The organism is Mesorhizobium sp. RCAM 06353, assembly GCF_059683585.1.
Genome location: NZ_CM185031.1, coordinates 2,433,290 through 2,450,760 on the forward strand (window position 1 = coordinate 2,433,290; position 17,471 = coordinate 2,450,760).

Annotated in this window: 15 protein-coding genes and 1 pseudogene; 12 read left to right on the top strand and 4 right to left on the bottom strand. The window is 62.5% G+C overall.

What is annotated here, in order from left to right; genetic code table 11:
- Positions 1–60: 60 nt before the first annotated feature.
- Positions 61–888 (bottom strand): MurR/RpiR family transcriptional regulator, encoded by an 828-nt coding sequence (locus AC56QX_RS11585; protein WP_027030940.1) that lies wholly within the window; start codon positions 886–888, stop codon positions 61–63.
- Between the two features lie 137 nt (positions 889–1,025).
- Between AC56QX_RS11585 and AC56QX_RS11590 the strand changes: the two genes are divergently transcribed.
- The 9 genes from AC56QX_RS11590 to AC56QX_RS11630 all read left to right on the top strand — a co-directional run bounded on the left by AC56QX_RS11590 (position 1,026) and on the right by AC56QX_RS11630 (position 11,740).
- Positions 1,026–1,844, top strand: a complete 819-nt coding sequence (locus AC56QX_RS11590; RefSeq protein ID WP_497116020.1) for an N-formylglutamate amidohydrolase — start codon at positions 1,026–1,028, stop codon at positions 1,842–1,844.
- Between the two features lie 21 nt (positions 1,845–1,865).
- Positions 1,866–3,407 (top strand): amino acid permease, encoded by a 1,542-nt coding sequence (locus AC56QX_RS11595; protein WP_497116021.1) that lies wholly within the window; start codon positions 1,866–1,868, stop codon positions 3,405–3,407.
- A 95-nt stretch (positions 3,408–3,502) separates the two neighbouring features.
- Positions 3,503–4,873, top strand: coding sequence for a glutamine synthetase family protein (locus AC56QX_RS11600; RefSeq protein ID WP_172224395.1), 1,371 nt, complete (start codon positions 3,503–3,505; stop codon positions 4,871–4,873).
- 88 nt (positions 4,874–4,961) lie between these two features.
- Entirely contained in the window at positions 4,962–6,350 is a 1,389-nt protein-coding gene (locus tag AC56QX_RS11605) for an aldehyde dehydrogenase family protein (RefSeq protein ID WP_497116023.1), read from the top strand.
- Positions 6,351–6,367: 17 nt separating this feature from the next.
- Positions 6,368–7,540, top strand: a complete 1,173-nt coding sequence (locus AC56QX_RS11610; RefSeq protein WP_497116024.1) for an iron-containing alcohol dehydrogenase — start codon at positions 6,368–6,370, stop codon at positions 7,538–7,540.
- 243 nt (positions 7,541–7,783) lie between these two features.
- A complete protein-coding gene (locus AC56QX_RS11615; protein WP_202352759.1) occupies positions 7,784–8,890 on the top strand; it encodes an ABC transporter substrate-binding protein in 1,107 nt (368 codons plus the stop codon).
- 66 nt (positions 8,891–8,956) lie between these two features.
- The gene (locus AC56QX_RS11620; RefSeq protein ID WP_407660562.1) at positions 8,957–9,871 is read left to right on the top strand and encodes an ABC transporter permease; all 915 of its coding nucleotides are present in this window, start codon (positions 8,957–8,959) and stop codon (positions 9,869–9,871) included.
- The gene (locus AC56QX_RS11625) at positions 9,868–10,659 is read left to right on the top strand and encodes an ABC transporter permease (protein WP_497116026.1); all 792 of its coding nucleotides are present in this window, start codon (positions 9,868–9,870) and stop codon (positions 10,657–10,659) included. The genes AC56QX_RS11620 and AC56QX_RS11625 overlap by 4 nt, the downstream gene beginning before the upstream one ends.
- 16 nt (positions 10,660–10,675) lie before the next feature.
- The gene (locus AC56QX_RS11630) at positions 10,676–11,740 is read left to right on the top strand and encodes an ABC transporter ATP-binding protein (RefSeq protein ID WP_497116028.1); all 1,065 of its coding nucleotides are present in this window, start codon (positions 10,676–10,678) and stop codon (positions 11,738–11,740) included.
- A gap of 15 nt (positions 11,741–11,755) precedes the next feature.
- Here the strand turns inward: AC56QX_RS11630 and AC56QX_RS11635 are convergent.
- A pseudogene (locus AC56QX_RS11635) lies at positions 11,756–12,274 on the bottom strand (glutathione S-transferase C-terminal domain-containing protein).
- A gap of 125 nt (positions 12,275–12,399) precedes the next feature.
- Between AC56QX_RS11635 and AC56QX_RS11640 the strand changes: the two are divergent.
- The 3 genes from AC56QX_RS11640 (at position 12,400) to AC56QX_RS11650 (ending at position 15,830) form a co-directional block, all read left to right on the top strand.
- Complete coding sequence (locus AC56QX_RS11640; RefSeq protein WP_497116029.1) at positions 12,400–13,953, top strand: cation:proton antiporter; 1,554 nt, start codon at positions 12,400–12,402, stop codon at positions 13,951–13,953.
- A 115-nt stretch (positions 13,954–14,068) separates the two neighbouring features.
- Positions 14,069–14,977, top strand: a complete 909-nt coding sequence (locus AC56QX_RS11645; protein WP_497116030.1) for an endonuclease/exonuclease/phosphatase family protein — start codon at positions 14,069–14,071, stop codon at positions 14,975–14,977.
- A gap of 7 nt (positions 14,978–14,984) precedes the next feature.
- Positions 14,985–15,830 carry an EamA family transporter gene (locus tag AC56QX_RS11650; RefSeq protein ID WP_497116032.1) on the top strand — a complete coding sequence of 282 codons (846 nt, stop codon included), beginning with the start codon at positions 14,985–14,987 and terminating at the stop codon, positions 15,828–15,830.
- A gap of 7 nt (positions 15,831–15,837) precedes the next feature.
- On the opposite strand, the gene AC56QX_RS11655 is transcribed toward AC56QX_RS11650, so the two are convergent.
- Both AC56QX_RS11655 and AC56QX_RS11660 read right to left on the bottom strand, forming a co-directional pair.
- On the bottom strand, positions 15,838–17,055 hold the full coding sequence (locus tag AC56QX_RS11655; RefSeq protein ID WP_497116033.1) for an MFS transporter: 1,218 nt from the start codon (positions 17,053–17,055) through the stop codon (positions 15,838–15,840).
- Between the two features lie 90 nt (positions 17,056–17,145).
- A complete protein-coding gene (locus AC56QX_RS11660; protein WP_497116035.1) occupies positions 17,146–17,463 on the bottom strand; it encodes a Dabb family protein in 318 nt (105 codons plus the stop codon).
- Positions 17,464–17,471 lie beyond the last annotated feature (8 nt).

Below are 17,471 nucleotides of genomic sequence, written 5' to 3' on the forward strand. Positions count from 1 at the left end.
TCGCGGTAACGTGATGTCCACACGCTTGATCAGGGGCGGATGCGTCTGCCCGGAGCCCGCTTAACGCAGCCCTTCCATTTCCCGAATACGCCGTGCACCGTCGGCCTCGAGCTGCCTGGTGACGGCGCCGATCAGCGTCTCGGCGACGACGAAAAGTGCTGCCGAGGAATCCCACGCGGAAGGCACAGCGGTTCGTCCGGCGATGACATGGCGGGCAAACCTGGCGATCGGCGACAGCCACTGGTCGGTGAACAGCACGATCTGGACGCCGCGCTGATGCGCCTTCTCGGCGAAGCGCACGAGGCTGTCCTGGTAGCGCCTGATGTCGAAGATCACCAGCACGTCGCGCTTGCCCATGTCGATCAGCCGGTCGCGCCACATGCTCTCCTGGCCGGCAAGGTGGAAGACGTCGGGCTGGATAACGGCGAGGTGGGCGGCCATATAGCGCGCCAGCGGGTCGGTGAAGCGGCCGCCGATGAGGAATGTCTTGCCGCGCCGGTCGGCAAGCCGTGCCGCGATGTCGGCAAGCTGCTTGTCCGAGAGGTGACGGAAGGTCTCGCGCATATTGTCGAGCGTTGCTTCCAGCATCGGCGAGACCGTGCCGCCGCCGGGCGAGGGCGGGTTGAGCGTCCGTATCGCCGGGGACTGCAGTTGCGCCGCCAGTTCGTCCTGCAGGCTCGACTGGAATTCCGGATAGTTCTGGAAGCCGAGCCGGGCCACGAAGCGCAGGATGGTCGGCGAGGAGACGCCGGCCGCGGTCGAGAATTCGGCGACCGTCTTCAGGCCGATCATCGGATAGCTCGCAATCAGCGTCTGCGCCGCGCGCCGTTCGCTGGCCGGCATCGTGCCGATGCGGTCGGCGATCAGTTCGGCAATGCTGGAAATCATCTTTTCCCCCACCCCTTGGCCCGGCCCATGAGATCGCATTTGACAAAGCCGGGTAAACTGTATGAAATCATCCATAGGGACGCAATGATACAAAATACGTAACATACGGTACAGCGCTCCCCGGGGACGGCAGGACTATGGAGACAGCGCGGCGTACCAGCCCTGCATCGCTTGATTCCGTGGGGGTGACGAACCCGCACGGATCGAGCCCCTTCGTGCTCACCTGCGATCACGCTTCCAATTTCCTGCCCGCCGAATTCGGCACGCTCGGTCTTGCCGCCGAAGACCTGTCTCGCCATATCGCCTGGGATCCGGGTGCGCTGCCGGTGGCAACGCGCATGGCGCATGCGCTCGATGCGACGCTGATCGAAACCCGCATTTCGCGTCTGGTCGTCGACTGCAACCGGCCGCTCGATGCGCCGGACCTGGTGCCGCCGGTCAGCGAAACGACAGCCATACCGGGCAATACCGGCCTGTCGGAAAAACAGCTTGCGGCGCGGGTCGCCCTGTCATGGCAGCCGTTTCACAGCACCATCGAACGCATCGTCGAGGAGCGGCTGGCGCGCGGCCAGGAGACCCGGCTGGTTTCCGTCCATTCGTTCACGCCTGTCTACAAGGGCCGCAACCGGCCCTGGCATATCGGCATCATCCACGATGACGATCAGCGGCTGGCGTCGCCGCTGATATCGGCGCTCAAGCGGCTTGCCGGCGTCACCGTCGGCGTCAACGAACCCTATTCACCCGCCGACCGCGTCTATTTCACGCTCGAACGGCATGCACGCTCGCGCGGGCTGCCCTGCGCTATGATCGAAATCCGCAACGATGAAATCTCCGGCGAGACCGGGCAGCAGAAATGGGCGGATCTGCTCACAGGCATTTTTTCGGATCTGGAGCCAGAGGAGGCCAGGGGCTCTCGATCAAGCGCAGTCGGAAAGTCAGCACAATCGGCCAGCTAAAAACAACAGGGGAATTCTGACATGACAACACCTGATCACTCTGACAAGTCGGAGGATACAAAGATCCTTCACAATATGGGCTACGCCCAGGAATTGGCTCGCCGCATGAGCGGCTTCTCCAACTTCGCCATTTCCTTCTCGATCATCTGCATTCTGGCCGGCGGCATCACGTCATTCCCGCTGGCCATGGCCACCGGCAGCGGTTTCGAGGCGACCATCGGCTGGGTCATCGGCGGTGTCTTTGCGCTCGTGGTCGCCGCTTCTCTCGGCCAGATTGGATCAGCCTATCCGACAGCCGGCGGCCTCTATCACTGGTCCTCAATCCTGGGCGGACGCGGCTGGGGCTGGGCCACGGCCTGGATCAACCTGCTCGGCCTAATCTTCGTCGTCGCCTCGGTGAATGTCGGCGTCTACTTGCTGTTTCAGGGGCTCGTCGCGGGCCCCATCTTCGGTTGGGACACATCGGGCTGGGGCTTCTGGCAGCAGACGGCGGCAGTCGTCTTGATTACTGTCACCCAAGGCCTCTTCAATCATCTCGGCATCAAGACGACGACGATGTTGACCGACTTTTCCGGCTACCTCATCCTTGTTGTTGCGGTCATCCTGACGCTGACCTTCCTGATCTGGGGCGCGCATGGCTTCGATCTTGCGCGGCTGACGACTTTCGTCAACACGACCGGCGATCTCGGTGGCGGCTATGTTCCGACAGCTCGCACCGCCCTCGTGGCCTTCCTGATCGGCCTTCTCTACCCGCTTTATACGATCACCGGCTTCGATGCCTCGGCGCATACGGCCGAGGAAACGCACAATGCCCGCGTTGCGGTGCCCAGAGGGATGATCCACGCGGTCCTGTGGTCTCTCGTCTTCGGGTTCGTCATGGCGGTCTCCTTCGTCCTGGCCAGCCCCGATCTCGTGGCGACCGCCAAGGACGGCGGCAATGCCTGGTTCAACCTGTTCAACAATCTGCCGGCGCCAACCTGGCTGAAGGCTTTGCTCGGCATCGCCATCGTGCTGTCGAACTATCTGTGCGCGCTGGCCGGCCTCACTTCGACCTCGCGCATGATCTTCGCCTTTTCGCGTGACGGAGGTCTGCCGGGGTCGTCTTTGTGGAAGCAGGTTTCGCCGACCTGGCGCACGCCCGTCCCGGCCATCTGGCTCGGCGTCGTGCTGTCGATTGCCGCCACGCTCTATTCGCCGGCTTTCGCGGCGCTGGCAGCTGGCTGCGCCCTCTTCCTCTATGTCTCCTACGCCATGCCGATCGCAGCCGGACTTCTCGCGGAGGGAAAGAGCTGGACCGAATTCGGGCCGTTCCGGCTCGGCATCTGGTCAAAGCCGTTCGCCGTCATCACGGTGCTTGGTGTTCTGGTGTTGATGTATGCCGGCATCCAGCCGCCCTTCGACATCCTGATCAACTATGCCATCGGTTTGATCGTTCTGCTCGTCGTTTTGTGGTTCGCCGTTGAGAACCGCCGCTTTCAGGGTCCGCCCATCGGCGAGGCGGCAATCGCCAAGCGCAGGGCGACCATTGCTGACGCCGAAAAGGCTGTCGGCGAATCCGCCTAAACAGCCAATCAAACCGTGGCGGGCTCGCTCGCCACGGTTTTTATTTCAGTTCAATGTGACAAGCCCGAAACGACAAGCGCTGGAGTGCCAAAAGAATGGCCGGAAATTTCTCGTTCGATCAGTTGAAGAAAGCGGTTTCCAGCGGTGAGATCGACACGGTGCTGGCCTGCATCGTCGACCTGCAGGGACGATTGGCCGGAAAGCGCTTCCTGGCGCAGTATTTCGTCGATTCCGCGCATGACGAAACGCATGGCTGCAACTATCTGCTGGCCGCCGACATCGATATGGAGCCGGTGCCAGGCTACAAGGCGGCAAGCTGGTCGAAGGGCTATGGCGACTTCGTCATGAAGCCGGATCTGGCGACGTTGCGGCGCATTCCTTGGCTGGAAAAGACGGCGCTGGTGATCTGCGACGTGCTCGACCACCACACCCATGACGACCTGCCGCATTCGCCGCGTGCTATCCTGAGGAAGCAGGTCAAGCGGCTGACGGAGCGCGGCTATATCGGCTACTTCGCCTCGGAGCTCGAATTCTATCTGTTCAACGAGACCTACGATTCCGCCCGCAAGAAGCATTGGCAGGGTCTCGACACCGCGTCGCCCTATATTGGCGACTACCAGATCGGCATCACCACCAAGGAAGAAGGCGTCATGCGCCGGCTTCGCAACGAGATGGATGCGGCCGGCATTCCGATCGAGAACTCCAAGGGCGAATGGGGCCCCGGCCAGGAAGAGATCAATGTGCGCTATGCCGAAGCGCTCGAGATGGCCGACCGCCACGTCATCCTGAAGAACGGCGCCAAGGAAATCGCCGAGTCCGAGGGCAAGGCGATTTCCTTCATGTCCAAGTACAATTACGGACTGGCCGGCAATTCCAGCCACATCCACAATTCGCTGTGGAGCGCCGACGGCAAGACGGCGCTGTTCTTCGACAAGAAGGCGGACTGGACGCTGTCGACGCTCGGCCAGCAATGGGGGGCGGGCCAGCTGAAATACGCCAAGGAGTTCACCTGGTTCCTGGCGCCCTACATCAACTCCTACAAACGCTTCCAGGCCGGCACCTTCGCGCCGACCAAGATCATGTGGAGCGAGGACAACCGCACCGCCGGCTTCCGCCTGTGCGGCGAGGGCACCAAGGGCATCCGCATGGAATGCCGTATCGGCGGCGCCGACCTCAACCCTTATCTCGCCTTCGCGGCGCTGATCGCCGCCGGCCTTGCCGGCATCGACGAGAAGCTCGAACTGCAGAAGCCCTTCGTCGGCGACGCCTATCAGGCCTCGCGCCTGCCCGAGATCCCCAAAACGCTGCGTGACGCCACCGAGACGCTGGCCAAGTCGAAGATGCTGAAAGAGGCGCTCGGCGAGGACGTGCTCGAACACTATGTCCACACAGCCAAGTGGGAGCAGTTCGAATACGACCGCCGCATTACGGATTGGGAACTGCACAGGGGGTTCGAGCGGTACTAAACTATGTCGGCGTCGCCCTCGCTTAGCCATCGTCCGAATGGCGGCGACGTCAAAATCAAGATTTCATGAAAGTGCGAGGACTGAAGGAATGACCGAAACGGTCAAGTTGATATCCCCCATCGATGGCTCGATCTATGCCGAGCGGCCCGTGGCTACGGACCAGGCGATCAATGCCGCTGTCGAGCGCGCCAAGGCGGCGCAGGAGAAATGGGCCGAGACGCCTATCGTCGAGCGCGGCAAGTACATGCTGGCGATGCTCGAAGCGCTGGTGGCGATGACCGACGAGATCGTGCCGGAGATCGCCTGGCAGATGGGGCGTCCGGTGCGCTATGGCGGCGAGTTCGGCGGCGTCAACGAGCGCACCAATTACATGGTCGAGATCGCGGAGGCGGCGCTAAAGTCGGTTCCCGCCTCCAACCCGAAGGACGGCTTCCGCCGCTACGTGAAAAAAGATCCGCTCGGCGTGGTCATGGTAATCGCGCCCTGGAATTACCCCTATCTCACTGCCGTCAACACCATCGTGCCGGCGCTGATGGCCGGCAACGCCGTCATCCTCAAGCATGCGGCGCAGACGCTGCTGGTCGGCGAGCGTTTTCAGCAGGCCTTCGACAAGGTGGGCCTGCCCAAGGGCGTGTTCCAGAATGTCGTGCTCAACCATGCCCAGACCGAAAAACTGCTCGGCTCGGGCAAGATCGACCATGTCAATTTCACCGGTTCGGTCGGCGGCGGCCGTGCCATCGAAAAGGCGGCGGCCGGCACCTTCATGACGCTTGGTCTCGAGCTTGGCGGCAAGGATCCGGCCTATGTGCTGCCCGACGCCAAGATGGACCACGCGGTCGCCAATCTGGTCGACGGCGCCTTCTACAATTCGGGCCAATGCTGCTGCGGCATCGAGCGCGTCTATGTGCATGAGAAGGTCTATGACGAGTTCGTCGAGGGCTTCATCGCCGAGACCAAGAACTATGTCGTCGGCAATCCACTGGAGCAAGCGACGACGATGGGGCCGATGGCGCAGGCGCGTTTCGCCGACCTGATCCGCGAGCAGAAGGCCGAGGCGCTGCGCAAGGGCGCCAAGGCGCACATCAACATGAAGGTGGCTAACGACAAGGCCGGCTCGCCCTATCTGGCACCGGAAGTGCTGACTGATGTCGACCACCAGATGAGCGTCATGCGCGAGGAAAGCTTTGGCCCAATCGTCGGCATCATGAAGGTGCGCAACGACGAAGAGGCGATCGCGCTGATGAACGACAGCCAATACGGACTGACAGCTTCGATCTGGACCAGAGATACCGAGCATGCGGTGGCGATCGGCAACCGCATCGAGACCGGTACGGTGTTCATGAACCGCTGCGACTATCTCGATCCGGCGCTGGTCTGGACCGGCGTCAAGGATACCGGCAAGGGTGCGGGACTGTCGGCCATCGGCTACGATAATCTGACCCGGCCGAAATCCTTCCACCTGCGCGAAGCCATCTGATTTTTGAAAGACAAGCAATGTCCAAGCTGATCTCCAAATGGAACTATCCCACCACCGTCCGCTTCGGCGCCGGCCGCATCAAGGAACTGCCAGAGGTGCTGGCGGCAACCGGCATCAAGCGGCCGCTATTCGTCACTGATCCGGGCCTGGCAAAGCTGCCGGTCGTCGCTTCGACGCTGAAGATCCTCGATGACGCCAAGGTGCCTTATGGCGTGTTTTCCGAGGTGAAGCCGAACCCGGTCGATTCCAACCTCACCGCCGGCATCGCCGTGTTCAAGAAGGGCAAGCATGACGGCGTCATCGCCTTCGGTGGCGGCTCGGCGCTCGATCTCGGCAAGCTGATCGCCTTCCAGGCCGGACAGACGCGGCCGGTGTGGGATTTCGAGGATGTCGGCGACTGGTGGACGCGCGCCAATTCCGATGCGATCGCCCCGATCATCGCGGTGCCGACCACGGCCGGCACCGGCTCGGAAGTAGGCCGCGCTGGCGTCATCACCAATGAGGCGACGCACACCAAAAAGGTCATCTTCCATCCGAAGCTTTTGCCGGCGATCGTCATCGCCGATCCGGAACTGTCGGTCGGCATGCCCGCTTTCATCACCGCCGGCACCGGCATGGATGCGCTTGCCCACTGCCTCGAAGCCTATTGCGCGCCGGGCTATCATCCGATGGCCGACGGCATCGCCGTCGAGGGTGTCCGGCTGGTGTTCGAGAACCTGCCCAAGGCCTATGCCAACGGCAAGGACCTTGTCGCGCGCGCCCATATGATGAGTGCGGCCGCCATGGGCGCCGCCGCCTTCCAGAAGGGACTGGGCGCCATCCATTCGCTGTCGCACCCGATCGGCGCGCTCTACGACACCCATCACGGCATGACCAACGCCGTGTTCATGCCCTATGTGCTGGCCTTCAACCGCGACTCCATCGAGGAGCGTATTGCCCGGCTCGCCGCCTATTGCGGCATCAAGGGCGGCTTCGACGGCTTCGCCAAGGCGATCATCAAGCTGCGCAAGGATCTGAAGGTGCCGCACGCGCTGCCGGGCCTCATCAAGGGGCTCGACATGGACAAGAAGCGCAAGGCGCTGATCGCGGACATGGCGGTGGTCGATCCGACCGCCGGCGGCAACCCGGTCAAGCTGACCAAGAAGGCGGCGCTGACGCTGCTGGAAAACGCTATCGCCGGCACGATCTGACGGCATTATCATTGCCGGAAATTGATCTGGAAAATCAGGGCAAACCAAGGGGGAAGGGATGAAAAGCAAGGCGGAAAGTGATTAGCCGGAAAAATAAGTGATGGCTAATTGCTACAGCCCGTTAAAAAGAGTTAACTTTTTCTGCTGCCGGCCAATGGTTTCATAAAGCTTTCATCTGGCTGTCACATGAAAACGATACCGCATCGCAGGCGTCCAACGGCGTCAGTTCAACGGAGAGAACACATGTTCAAATTCACGGGGAAGGTGCTTTCCCTTTCGGCCGCGACCCTTATGGTGTCGTCGGTGATTTCGTCCGCGGCTTCGCTGGATGATCTCGTCAAGGCCGCGAAGGCTGAGGGCCAGCTCACCACCATCGCGCTGCCGCATGACTGGTGTGGCTACGGCGACGTTATCGCCGGCTTCAAGGCGAAGTATCCGGAAATCACCATCAACGAGCTCAATCCCGATGCCGGTTCCGGCGACGAGGTCGAGGCGATCAAGGCCAACAAGGACAATAAGGGCCCGCAGGCGCCCGACGTCATCGACGTCGGCCTGTCCTTCGGTCCGTCCGCCAAGAAGGACGGTCTGATCCAGGCCTACAAGGTATCGACCTGGGACTCGATCCCCGACAGCGCCAAGGATGCCGACGGCTTCTGGACCGGCGATTACTATGGCGTGCTTTCCTTCCAGGTGAACAAGGACCTGGTGAAGACGTCGCCGACGGACTGGGCAGACCTGCTGAAGCCGGAATTCGCCAACTCGGTCGCTCTTGCCGGTGATCCGCGCGCCTCGAACCAAGCCATCCAGGCGGTGTATGCCGCTGGCTTGTCGTCGGGTGCGGCTGCTGGTGAAGCTGCCGGCACCGCTGGCCTCGACTTCTTCAAGAAGCTCAACGCCGCCGGCAATTTCGTGCCGGTCATAGGCAAGGCCGCGACGCTGGCCCAGGGCCAGACCCCGATCCTCGTCACCTGGGACTACAACGCGCTCGCCGGCCGCGACACGCTGAAGGGCAACCCGCCCGTCGACGTCGTCGTGCCGAAGACAGGCGTCGTCGCCGGTGTCTACGTGCAGGCGATCAGCGCCTACGCGCCGCATCCGAATGCAGCCAAGCTCTGGCTGGAATACCTGTATTCCGACGAAGGCCAGATCGCCTGGCTGAAGGGCTATTGCCACCCGATCCGCTTCAACGATCTCGCCAAGAACGGCAAGATCCCGGCGGACGTGCTGGCCAAGTTGCCGCCGGCTGAGTCCTATGCGGCCGCGGTGTTCCCGACGCTCGACGAGCAGGGCAAGGCCAAGGAAGCCATCACCAAGAACTGGGACGCCGTTGTCGGCGCCAACGTCAAGTAACAGTTGAGATCCACCGGGCGGCTTCACGGCCGCCCGGTTCTTTCTCTCGAAGACGGTAGCCGGCGCATGACCGATATCTCAATGTCCGACCACGCTGTTACCGGGAAGACCGCGCCTCCCGCCGAGGCGCGCAGCATGAGGCTGCCGACGCAATGGCTCGGTGTAGCGCCCTTCTTCATCTTCGCCATCATGTTCCTGATCCTGCCCACGCTCTACCTGATGCTGGGCGCATTCCAGAACGATGCTGGTGAATTCACACTCGAAAACATAGTTGCATTGGCGCAGCCGTCGATCGTTGCCGCGTACTGGATTTCGATCAAGGTCAGCCTTGCTTCATCGCTGATTGGCGCCTTTGCGGGTTTGGCGATTGCCATTGCCATCGTGCGTGGCGGCCTGCCGGACTGGATACGCTCGGCGACGCTGACGTTTTCCGGCGTCGCCTCGAATTTTGCCGGCGTGCCGCTGGCCTTCGCTTTCCTTGCCACACTCGGCCGGCTCGGCCTTGCGACAGTGATTCTGAACACGCTGTTCGGTCTCAACATCTACGCGCATGGCTTCAACATCCTGTCGTTCTGGGGACTGACGCTGACCTATGTCTATTTCCAGATTCCGCTGATGGTGGTCATCATCGTGCCGGCCATCGACGGGCTGAAGAAGGAATGGGGCGAGGCCGCCGCAACGCTGGGTGCGACCATGTCCCAGTATTGGCGCATGGTGGTCATTCCGGTGATCTGGCCGAGCTTCCTCGGCACCGTGATCCTGTTGTTCGCCAATGCCTTTGGCGCCATCGCCACCGCCTATGCGCTGACCGGTTCGTCGCTCAACATCGTGCCGATCCTGCTCTATGCCCAGATCCGTGGCGACGTGCTGCACAATGCCCATCTCGGCTATGCCATCGCCTTCGGCATGATCCTGATCACCGGTCTTGCCAATGTCTTCTACATCTGGTTCCGCACCCGTTCCGAGAGGTGGCTCAAATGAAGGCTGGCAGGTTCTGGGCCTGGGTCGTCTTCGCGCTGGGCGCGGCCTATTTCTTCATTCCGCTGATCGCGACGGTGGAGTTCTCCATGCGCATGCGGCGCGGCGCCTATTCCTTTGACGCCTACAAGGTTGTGCTGGGTGACGAACGCTTCCAGGCGACCTTTGGCTATTCGGTGCTTGCCGCCGTCTTCACCATCATTCTCGGCGTGCTGATCGTGGTGCCGGCCGCCTACTGGATCCGGCTGCGCCTTCCGCAGCTGCGTCCCATCGTCGAGTTCATCACCTTGCTGCCGCTGGTCATCCCGGCCATCGTCATCGTTTTTGGCTACATCAGAATGTATGGCTCGAATTCGCCGTTGCCGTTCCTGGCGACCGACACGGGCACCAATGCCCTGTTGGTTATCGGCTATGCCACACTGTCGTTGCCCTATATGTACCGCGCGGTGGATACAGGACTTCGCACCATCGACGTGCGCACGCTGACGGAAGCGGCGCAGATTCTCGGCGCTGGCTGGGGGACGATCATCACGCGGGTTATCCTGCCCAATGTGCTGATCGCGGTGTTGTCGGGTGCATTCCTGACCTTCGCGATCGTTATCGGCGAGTTCACCATGGCAAGCCTGCTCAACCGGCCGGCCTTCGGCCCTTATCTGCAGAACATCGGCGCCAACCGCGCCTATGAGCCGGCGGCGCTTGCCATCATCGCCTTCGCCATCACCTGGGGCTGCATGTCGCTGATCCAGATATTGTCCCGCTTTGCGCCGAGATCGGCGAACCGTCCGAACTGATCGAAAGAACAACACCATGGCCGACCCGTTCCTCTCCATCCAGCACGTTCGGAAATCCTTCGGCACCACCACGGTGGTGGAGGATTTCAATCTCGACGTCGAACGTGGTGAATTCGTCTCTTTCCTCGGACCATCCGGCTGCGGCAAGACAACGGTGCTGCGCATGGTCGCGGGCTTCGAGGAGCCGAGCGCCGGAAAGATCGTCGTTGGCGGCAAGGATATTACGAGGCTGAAGCCCAATCAGCGCAATGTCGGGATGGTGTTCCAGGCCTATGCTCTGTTTCCGAACCTGACCGTAGCTCAGAACATTGGTTTCGGCCTGAAGGTCGCCGGCATGCCCAAAGCGGACATCGACGCCCGCGTTGCCGAGATGCTGGGTATCATCAAGCTGCCGCAGATGGCGGACCGCTATCCCTACCAGCTCTCCGGTGGCCAGCAGCAGCGTATCGCGCTGGCGCGTGCGATCGCGCCGAAACCGAAGCTGCTGCTGCTCGACGAGCCGCTGTCGGCGCTGGATGCCAAGGTCCGTGTCTCGCTGCGTGAAGAAATCCGCTCGATCCAGAAGAAGCTCGGCATCACCACCATCTTCGTTACCCATGACCAGGAAGAGGCGCTGTCGATCTCGGACCGCATCGCCGTGATGTATGGCGGCAAGGCCGAGCAGGTCGGAACACCGTTCGAGATCTACAACCGGCCGGCGACCAAATTCGTCGCCAATTTCGTCGGTACGCTCAATGTGCTGGAAGGCAAGGTCACCGATGCCGCGGCCGGCACGGTGCAGGTCAACACGCAACAAGTCTCGCTCAAGGGCAAGCTCAACGGCTCGAAGTCGGGCGACACGCTGTCGCTGGCGCTGCGGCCGGAAGCGATCTCGCTCGGCCTCCAGCCTGGCCGTGACTCCAGCCTGTCTGGCGAGATCTCCGAAGTGCATTTCCTCGGCTCGGTGATCCGGGTTCGTGTCGGCATCGGCGGCAACACCGTGTCGCTCGACACGTTCAACAGCCCGGCCACACCGCCGCCCGCCGTTGGCGAAAAGGCCGACATATCGTTCTCGTCGAGCGATATGCTGGTGCTGCATTAACAGCGGAAGCGTCGATCAGGCCGGCGCGATGAACGGTTGCGAGATTTCCTGAAAGACTGGGAGGGCTTCCATCCGCGCAGCGTGTGCGTCGAGCGCCGGGAAGTCGGCCAGCGATATCAAATCAGGATGTGCGTCGTTGAGGAAGCGTATCATCGCGGCCACCGCGATATCGGCATGCCCAATGCGGTCGCCGAACCAATAGGTGGCCTGCCGGCCTGCCCGATCCGCCTCCAGAACAGAGAGCACGGTCTCAATCTGCCTGCGGCAGCGCTCTGCCCATAGACCGGAAACCGTCTCGTGCAGCCGCCTTTCGTAGAACAGGCTGACCGCCTTGTCGCCGAGCCCGGTCGCCAGGGCTGATACCTTCAGCGCCTGGTGGCGCAGCGGCTCCTCTGCCGGAAACATCCTGGCCGAATCTTGTCGGCATCGCCGAAAGCCGACCACGGACGGTGCTGGAAGGCTATGCCATAGAGGGTCAGCGCGACGCCGACGCGGCGAACGAAGGGCGAGTCATATTTGGCCAATGAGGATCATGCCAATATTGTAGGACAGCAGGCGGTTTGAGGCGTACGGCCAGAGGGCTTGAGTTTAATGGCCAATCCACCGCATCCTGCATGCATGTTTGCGCCGGCAATCCCGTCTCACGGAAGTAACCGCCAATGGCTCTTTTCGAACTGACCCTTGTCCTGCTTCTGACGGCCGTTGCGTTGACCGCGCTGTCGCGACAGCTGGAGATACCCTATCCGTCCTTGCTGGCCCTGGCCGGGGTCGCGATTGCTTTCGTGCCTGGTGCGCCAATGATCGAGATCGATCCGGAACTGGCGCTTGCGCTGTTCATCGCGCCGGTGCTTCTCGATGCAGCTTATGACACCTCGCTGCGCGACCTCAAGCGCTACCGGCTGTCGCTTCTGCTGCTGGCGCTTGGCGCCGTCGCCTTCACCACAGTGGTCGTGGCCTTCGTCGGCTGGAAGATGGCCGGCCTGCCGATCGCGGCGGCGATCGCGCTCGGCGCGATCGTCGCGCCGCCGGATGCGGTGGCGGCAAGCGCCGTGCTCGGGCAATTCAAGGTGCCGCACCGCATCACCGCCATCCTGCAGGGCGAGAGCCTGCTCAACGATGCCACCGCGCTCTTGATCTATCGCCTAGCGGTTTCGGCGGCGCTCGGGTCGATCATGCTGAGCAACGCCATTCCGACGATTCTGTTGTCGACCATAGGCAGCCTGATCGCCGGCTATGTGCTCGGCCGCTTCTCGCTGCTGACGCTGGCAAAGATAGAGGACGCGGCGAGCAGCACCGTGGTGCAATTCGCTGGAACGTTCGGGGTCTGGATCCTGGCGGACCGGTTGGGCCTTTCGGCCATCATCACCATCGTCGTCTACGCCATGACCCTCGCACGCCGGGCGCCACGCCACATGTCGGCAAGGCGGCGCGTCAGCACCTATTCGGTGTGGGAGACGGCGGTGTTCGTGCTCAACGTGCTGGCTTTCGTGCTGATGGGCCTGCAGGCGCGATCGATCGTCGGCCGGCTTTCGGGTGAAGGGCAAGGCCAGGCTTTTCTGTTCGCCGCAACGGTGCTGGTTGTCGTCATCGCCGCACGTCTCGTCTGGGTGGCGAGCTACGTGGCGATCATACGATGGTTTGCCCGCTTCGGCGGCGAGGACAGAATGCGAGAGGCGCCGACGTTTCGCGGCGCGGTGCTCGTCGGTTGGTGCGGCATGCGCGGGCTGGTAACGCTCGTGGTGGCGATCGCCCTGCCGGCCAATTTTCCCGGCCGCGATCCGATCGTGCTTGCCGCCTTCGCGGTGGTTCTGGGCACGCTGGTCCTCCAGGGGATGACGTTGAAGCCTTTGCTGCGGATACTCAACTTCGAAAAGGATACGACAATAGATCGCGAGGTGGCGCAGGCGCGCGTCGCCGTCATGCAGGCGGCACTCGATGTGTTGAGCCGCAAGACATCGGCCGCGGCGGCTGTCGTGCGCGAACAGTACGAGGCTCAGCGCGTCATTGCGGAAAACCCGGAGGACGCACAAGCGGCAACCGAATACGACCGGTTGCGCCTCTATGCCATCAATCGCCAGCGCGACACGCTGGAGGAACTGCGCCGCAACGGCACGATCGGCGATGAAGCCTATCATCGGCTGGAGGAAGAGATCGACTGGGCGGAACTGGCGGCGTCTCCGGCTGGCCGGTTCCAGCCGCTGACGACGTATTAGGAGATCGCGCGGCGGGCAGGGGAGGCGTCTGGTACAAGTCGCTGCCATTCTCCTGCACATTGCAACCAGTCCACTGAGCCGCTACTGCCATCACCGAAAGTGAGCCGGATAAGCAATGAAGCTGGTCAGCTACAACATCCAGTACGGGTTCGGCAGCGACGGTCGCTACGATCTTTCGCGTGCGGCGCGGATCGTTGATGGCGCCGACATCATTGCCCTGCAGGAGGTCGAGCGGCACTGGCAGCGCAGCCATTTCGACGACCAGCCCGAGCTGCTGTCGCGCCTGCTGCCCGACTATCATTGGGTCTACGGCCCGGCCTTCGACATGGATGCCAGCGAGCGGCGGGACGGCCGTCTGGTCAACCGGCGCCGGCAGTTCGGCACCATGGTGCTGTCGAAGCTGCCGATCGTCTGGTCGCGGTTGCATGCACTGCCGATGCGCCGCACGCTGCGGCCGCTCAACACCCGCAATGCCGCACTCGAATGCATGGTCCGCACGCCGGCCGGCCCTGTCCGGATACTGTCGCTGCATCTCGCGCATATCGCTGCCGAAGAGCGGCTGGAGCAGATCGCCTATCTGCTCGCCCAACACCGCCGCGCGCCGCACGAGGGCGGGCCGTGGAGCGGCACCGATGACGAGCCTTCACGCAACTGGACCAGCGGCGAAGCCGAACCGGAAAACCCGTCGGCGGCGATCTGGATGGGCGATTTCAACATGGAGCCGGGCAGCGCCGAATATCGCCGCATCGTCGGCAGCACACCCTATCATCGCGGTGCCGCCTATCTCGACGGCTTCGTCGATGCCGCTTCCGTGGCGATCGACCCGGCGGATGACTTCCATACCCATGAGAAGATCATCGACGGCAGACTGGCAAAGCGCCGGCTCGACCACTGTTTCGTCGGCGGCATGTTCGCCGGGCGGGTGCGCTCGGTCGGATCCGATGTAGGCGAGGTGGCGTCCGATCACTTCCCGGTCAAGATCGATGTCGATCTCGAAACGCCGCTCGGCTTGGGAGGTCGGTAAGCCCGAAATGACGCTTTTCGTCTTCTTCGCGGTGCTTGCCGCCGCCGCCATGCACGCAATCTGGAACGCGCTGGTCAAGGTCCATCTGGACCGTTTCCTGTCGATCACGCTGATGACGCTCGGCATGGGGTTTGCCGCGCTGCTCGTGCTGCCCTTCGTCGAGTTTCCGAAGGCCGAAGTGTGGCCCTACATCATCGCCTCGGTGATCTTTCACATGGGCTACCGGACCTTCCTTATCGGCGCCTACAAGGCCGGTGATTTCGCCCAGACCTATCCGCTGGCGCGCGGCACGGCGCCGCTGCTGACCGCGCTCGGCGGCGTTGTTGTGGTGCAGGAGATGCCGGCGCCGTTCGCCATCCTCGGCATCCTGCTACTGTCGGCCGGCACGCTGGTGATGTCGTTTCGCGGCGGCGCGCATCTGGAGCGGATCAATCTGCGCGCGGTTGGCTTTGCGCTCGGCACTTCGATTTTCATCTCCAGCTATACGCTCTCCGACGGCAGCGGGGCGCGGCTGGCAGCAACCGCGCAGAGCTATGCCGCCTGGCTGTTCATCTGCGACGCCTTTGGCGCGCTGGTGCTATGCCTCGTCTTCCGTGGACCCAAGGCACTGCCTGTGCTGGCGTGCGACTGGAAAGCCGGGCTGTTCACCGGCGTGCTCAGTGGTGCGGCCTACTGGATCGTGATGTGGGCGATGACCAAGGCGCCGATCGCCTCGGTGGCGTCGCTGCGTGAGACCTCGATCCTGTTTGCCATGATGATCTCGGTCTACGCGCTCGGCGAGAAGATGACGGGCTGGCGCGGCGCCGCCGCGCTCAGCATTGTCGCCGGGGTTATTGCGCTCCGGCTGGGTTAGCTGCCTCTCAACCCAGAACCGTCATCACCTGACCACGCCGCTCCGGACTAAAGCGGATGACGACGATGATGCAGACGGCGACCACGCCGGCAAAAAGCGCCAGGGCATAGCCGTAGCTGCCGCCCGCGGCTTCAGCGATTCCGGCCTGATACGGACCACCATAGGACGCGGCGAGATTGCCGGCCTGATAGATGAAGCCGGGCAAGGTCGCGCGTACCGCGCCGGGGGACAGTTCATTGAGGTGCACCGGAATGACGCCCCAGGCGCCCTGGACAGACACCTGCATGATGAAAGCGCCGATGGCCAGCATGAACGGCGTGGTCGAGTAGGCCCATAGCGGGATCGACGGCAGTGCGATCAGGCATGCCAGCGTGATGGCGTTGACGCGGCCGATCCTCTCCGACAGTGCGCCGAAGGCCAGGCCGCCGACGATGGCGCCGATATTGGCGACGATGGTGATCCAACTCACCGTGTGCGGGTCAAAGCCGTGCTGCTTCTTCAGGAAGGTCGGGTAGAGATCCTGCGTGCCATGGCTGAAGAAGTTGAAGAACATCATCAGCACGACCGCATAGAGCGCGACACCCCAGTGCTTCTGCAGCGTTTCCAGCAGGCCAGGCCTGGCTGCCTTCTGCGCCTCGACGAAGGCCGGCGATTCCGGCACATGCGAGCGGATGAAGAGCACGATCAGCGCCGGCACGAAGGAGAGCAGAAACATGGCGCGCCAGCCGATGGTGTAGCCGCCGATCGTCTGCTGATAGAGCAGGCCATAGACCACGGCCGCCAGGAGGTAGCCGGCCGGATAGCCGCATTGCAGGATGCCCGAGACGGTGCCGCGCGCGCTGGGCGGAACGGACTCCATGGCGAGCGAACTGCCGAGCCCCCATTCTCCGCCCATGGCGATGCCGAACAGTGCACGCAGTGCCAGGAAGATGCCGAGATTGGGCGAGAAGGCGGCGAGCGCGCCGATCACCGAATAGCTGACGATGTTGAGCATGAGGATGGGCTTGCGCCCATATTTGTCGGCGAGCATGCCGAAGAAAAACGCGCCGATGAAGCGCGTCGCCAAGGTCAGGAACAGTGCCTTCGAGACTGCCGGGACATCTGTGTGGAATTCACTCGCAATATCGGTGAGCAGGAACGTCAGAAGGAAGAAATCAAAAGCGTCGAGCGTCCAGCCCAGGAATGAGGCCAGAACGGTTTTCTTCTGCTCGGCAGTGAGATTCAAGGCGTCCTCCTCTGGCTCCCCCAAAGGAACGATATGTCGCCCTGCTCGCAAAAGAGAACAGCGATCAGCCGGCTTTCGAAGAACCGACGGTCACTTTTTCGTAAGATCGAGGTCGAAGACCATCAAACCGTCGGTGCCACCTTCGAGCGCGGCGACCAGCCGGGCGCCGGCGCGCTGGTGCGCCTCATGCACCAGATAGGCGTCGCGCGCGGCGGCATCGCGGAAATCGATGGTGAAGCCGTATGTGAAGCCGCGCGCGAAAGGTTCAGGGCTGACATTGGCGCTGAAGTGGACTTTGTCCATGCCGTCGATCACCTGTCGCAGCGCTTCGAGGTCGGCATGGATCGCCGCGCGCTCGCCGTCGGGGACATCGCCGCGAAACCTGACGAAAACACAGTGCCTGATCATCTCTTTTG

What these genes read in the sequence shown, in the direction of transcription:
- AC56QX_RS11585 (WP_027030940.1), bottom strand. Translation starts at nt 888, where the DNA reads ATGATTTCCAGCATTGCCGAACTGATCGCCGACCGCATCGGCACGATG.
- AC56QX_RS11590 (WP_497116020.1), top strand. Translation starts at nt 1,026, where the DNA reads ATGGAGACAGCGCGGCGTACCAGCCCTGCATCGCTTGATTCCGTGGGG.
- AC56QX_RS11595 (WP_497116021.1), top strand. Translation starts at nt 1,866, where the DNA reads ATGACAACACCTGATCACTCTGACAAGTCGGAGGATACAAAGATCCTT.
- AC56QX_RS11600 (WP_172224395.1), top strand. Translation starts at nt 3,503, where the DNA reads ATGGCCGGAAATTTCTCGTTCGATCAGTTGAAGAAAGCGGTTTCCAGC.
- AC56QX_RS11605 (WP_497116023.1), top strand. Translation starts at nt 4,962, where the DNA reads ATGACCGAAACGGTCAAGTTGATATCCCCCATCGATGGCTCGATCTAT.
- AC56QX_RS11610 (WP_497116024.1), top strand. Translation starts at nt 6,368, where the DNA reads ATGTCCAAGCTGATCTCCAAATGGAACTATCCCACCACCGTCCGCTTC.
- AC56QX_RS11615 (WP_202352759.1), top strand. Translation starts at nt 7,784, where the DNA reads ATGTTCAAATTCACGGGGAAGGTGCTTTCCCTTTCGGCCGCGACCCTT.
- AC56QX_RS11620 (WP_407660562.1), top strand. Translation starts at nt 8,957, where the DNA reads ATGACCGATATCTCAATGTCCGACCACGCTGTTACCGGGAAGACCGCG.
- AC56QX_RS11625 (WP_497116026.1), top strand. Translation starts at nt 9,868, where the DNA reads ATGAAGGCTGGCAGGTTCTGGGCCTGGGTCGTCTTCGCGCTGGGCGCG.
- AC56QX_RS11630 (WP_497116028.1), top strand. Translation starts at nt 10,676, where the DNA reads ATGGCCGACCCGTTCCTCTCCATCCAGCACGTTCGGAAATCCTTCGGC.
- AC56QX_RS11640 (WP_497116029.1), top strand. Translation starts at nt 12,400, where the DNA reads ATGGCTCTTTTCGAACTGACCCTTGTCCTGCTTCTGACGGCCGTTGCG.
- AC56QX_RS11645 (WP_497116030.1), top strand. Translation starts at nt 14,069, where the DNA reads ATGAAGCTGGTCAGCTACAACATCCAGTACGGGTTCGGCAGCGACGGT.
- AC56QX_RS11650 (WP_497116032.1), top strand. Translation starts at nt 14,985, where the DNA reads ATGACGCTTTTCGTCTTCTTCGCGGTGCTTGCCGCCGCCGCCATGCAC.
- AC56QX_RS11660 (WP_497116035.1), bottom strand. Translation starts at nt 17,463, where the DNA reads ATGATCAGGCACTGTGTTTTCGTCAGGTTTCGCGGCGATGTCCCCGAC.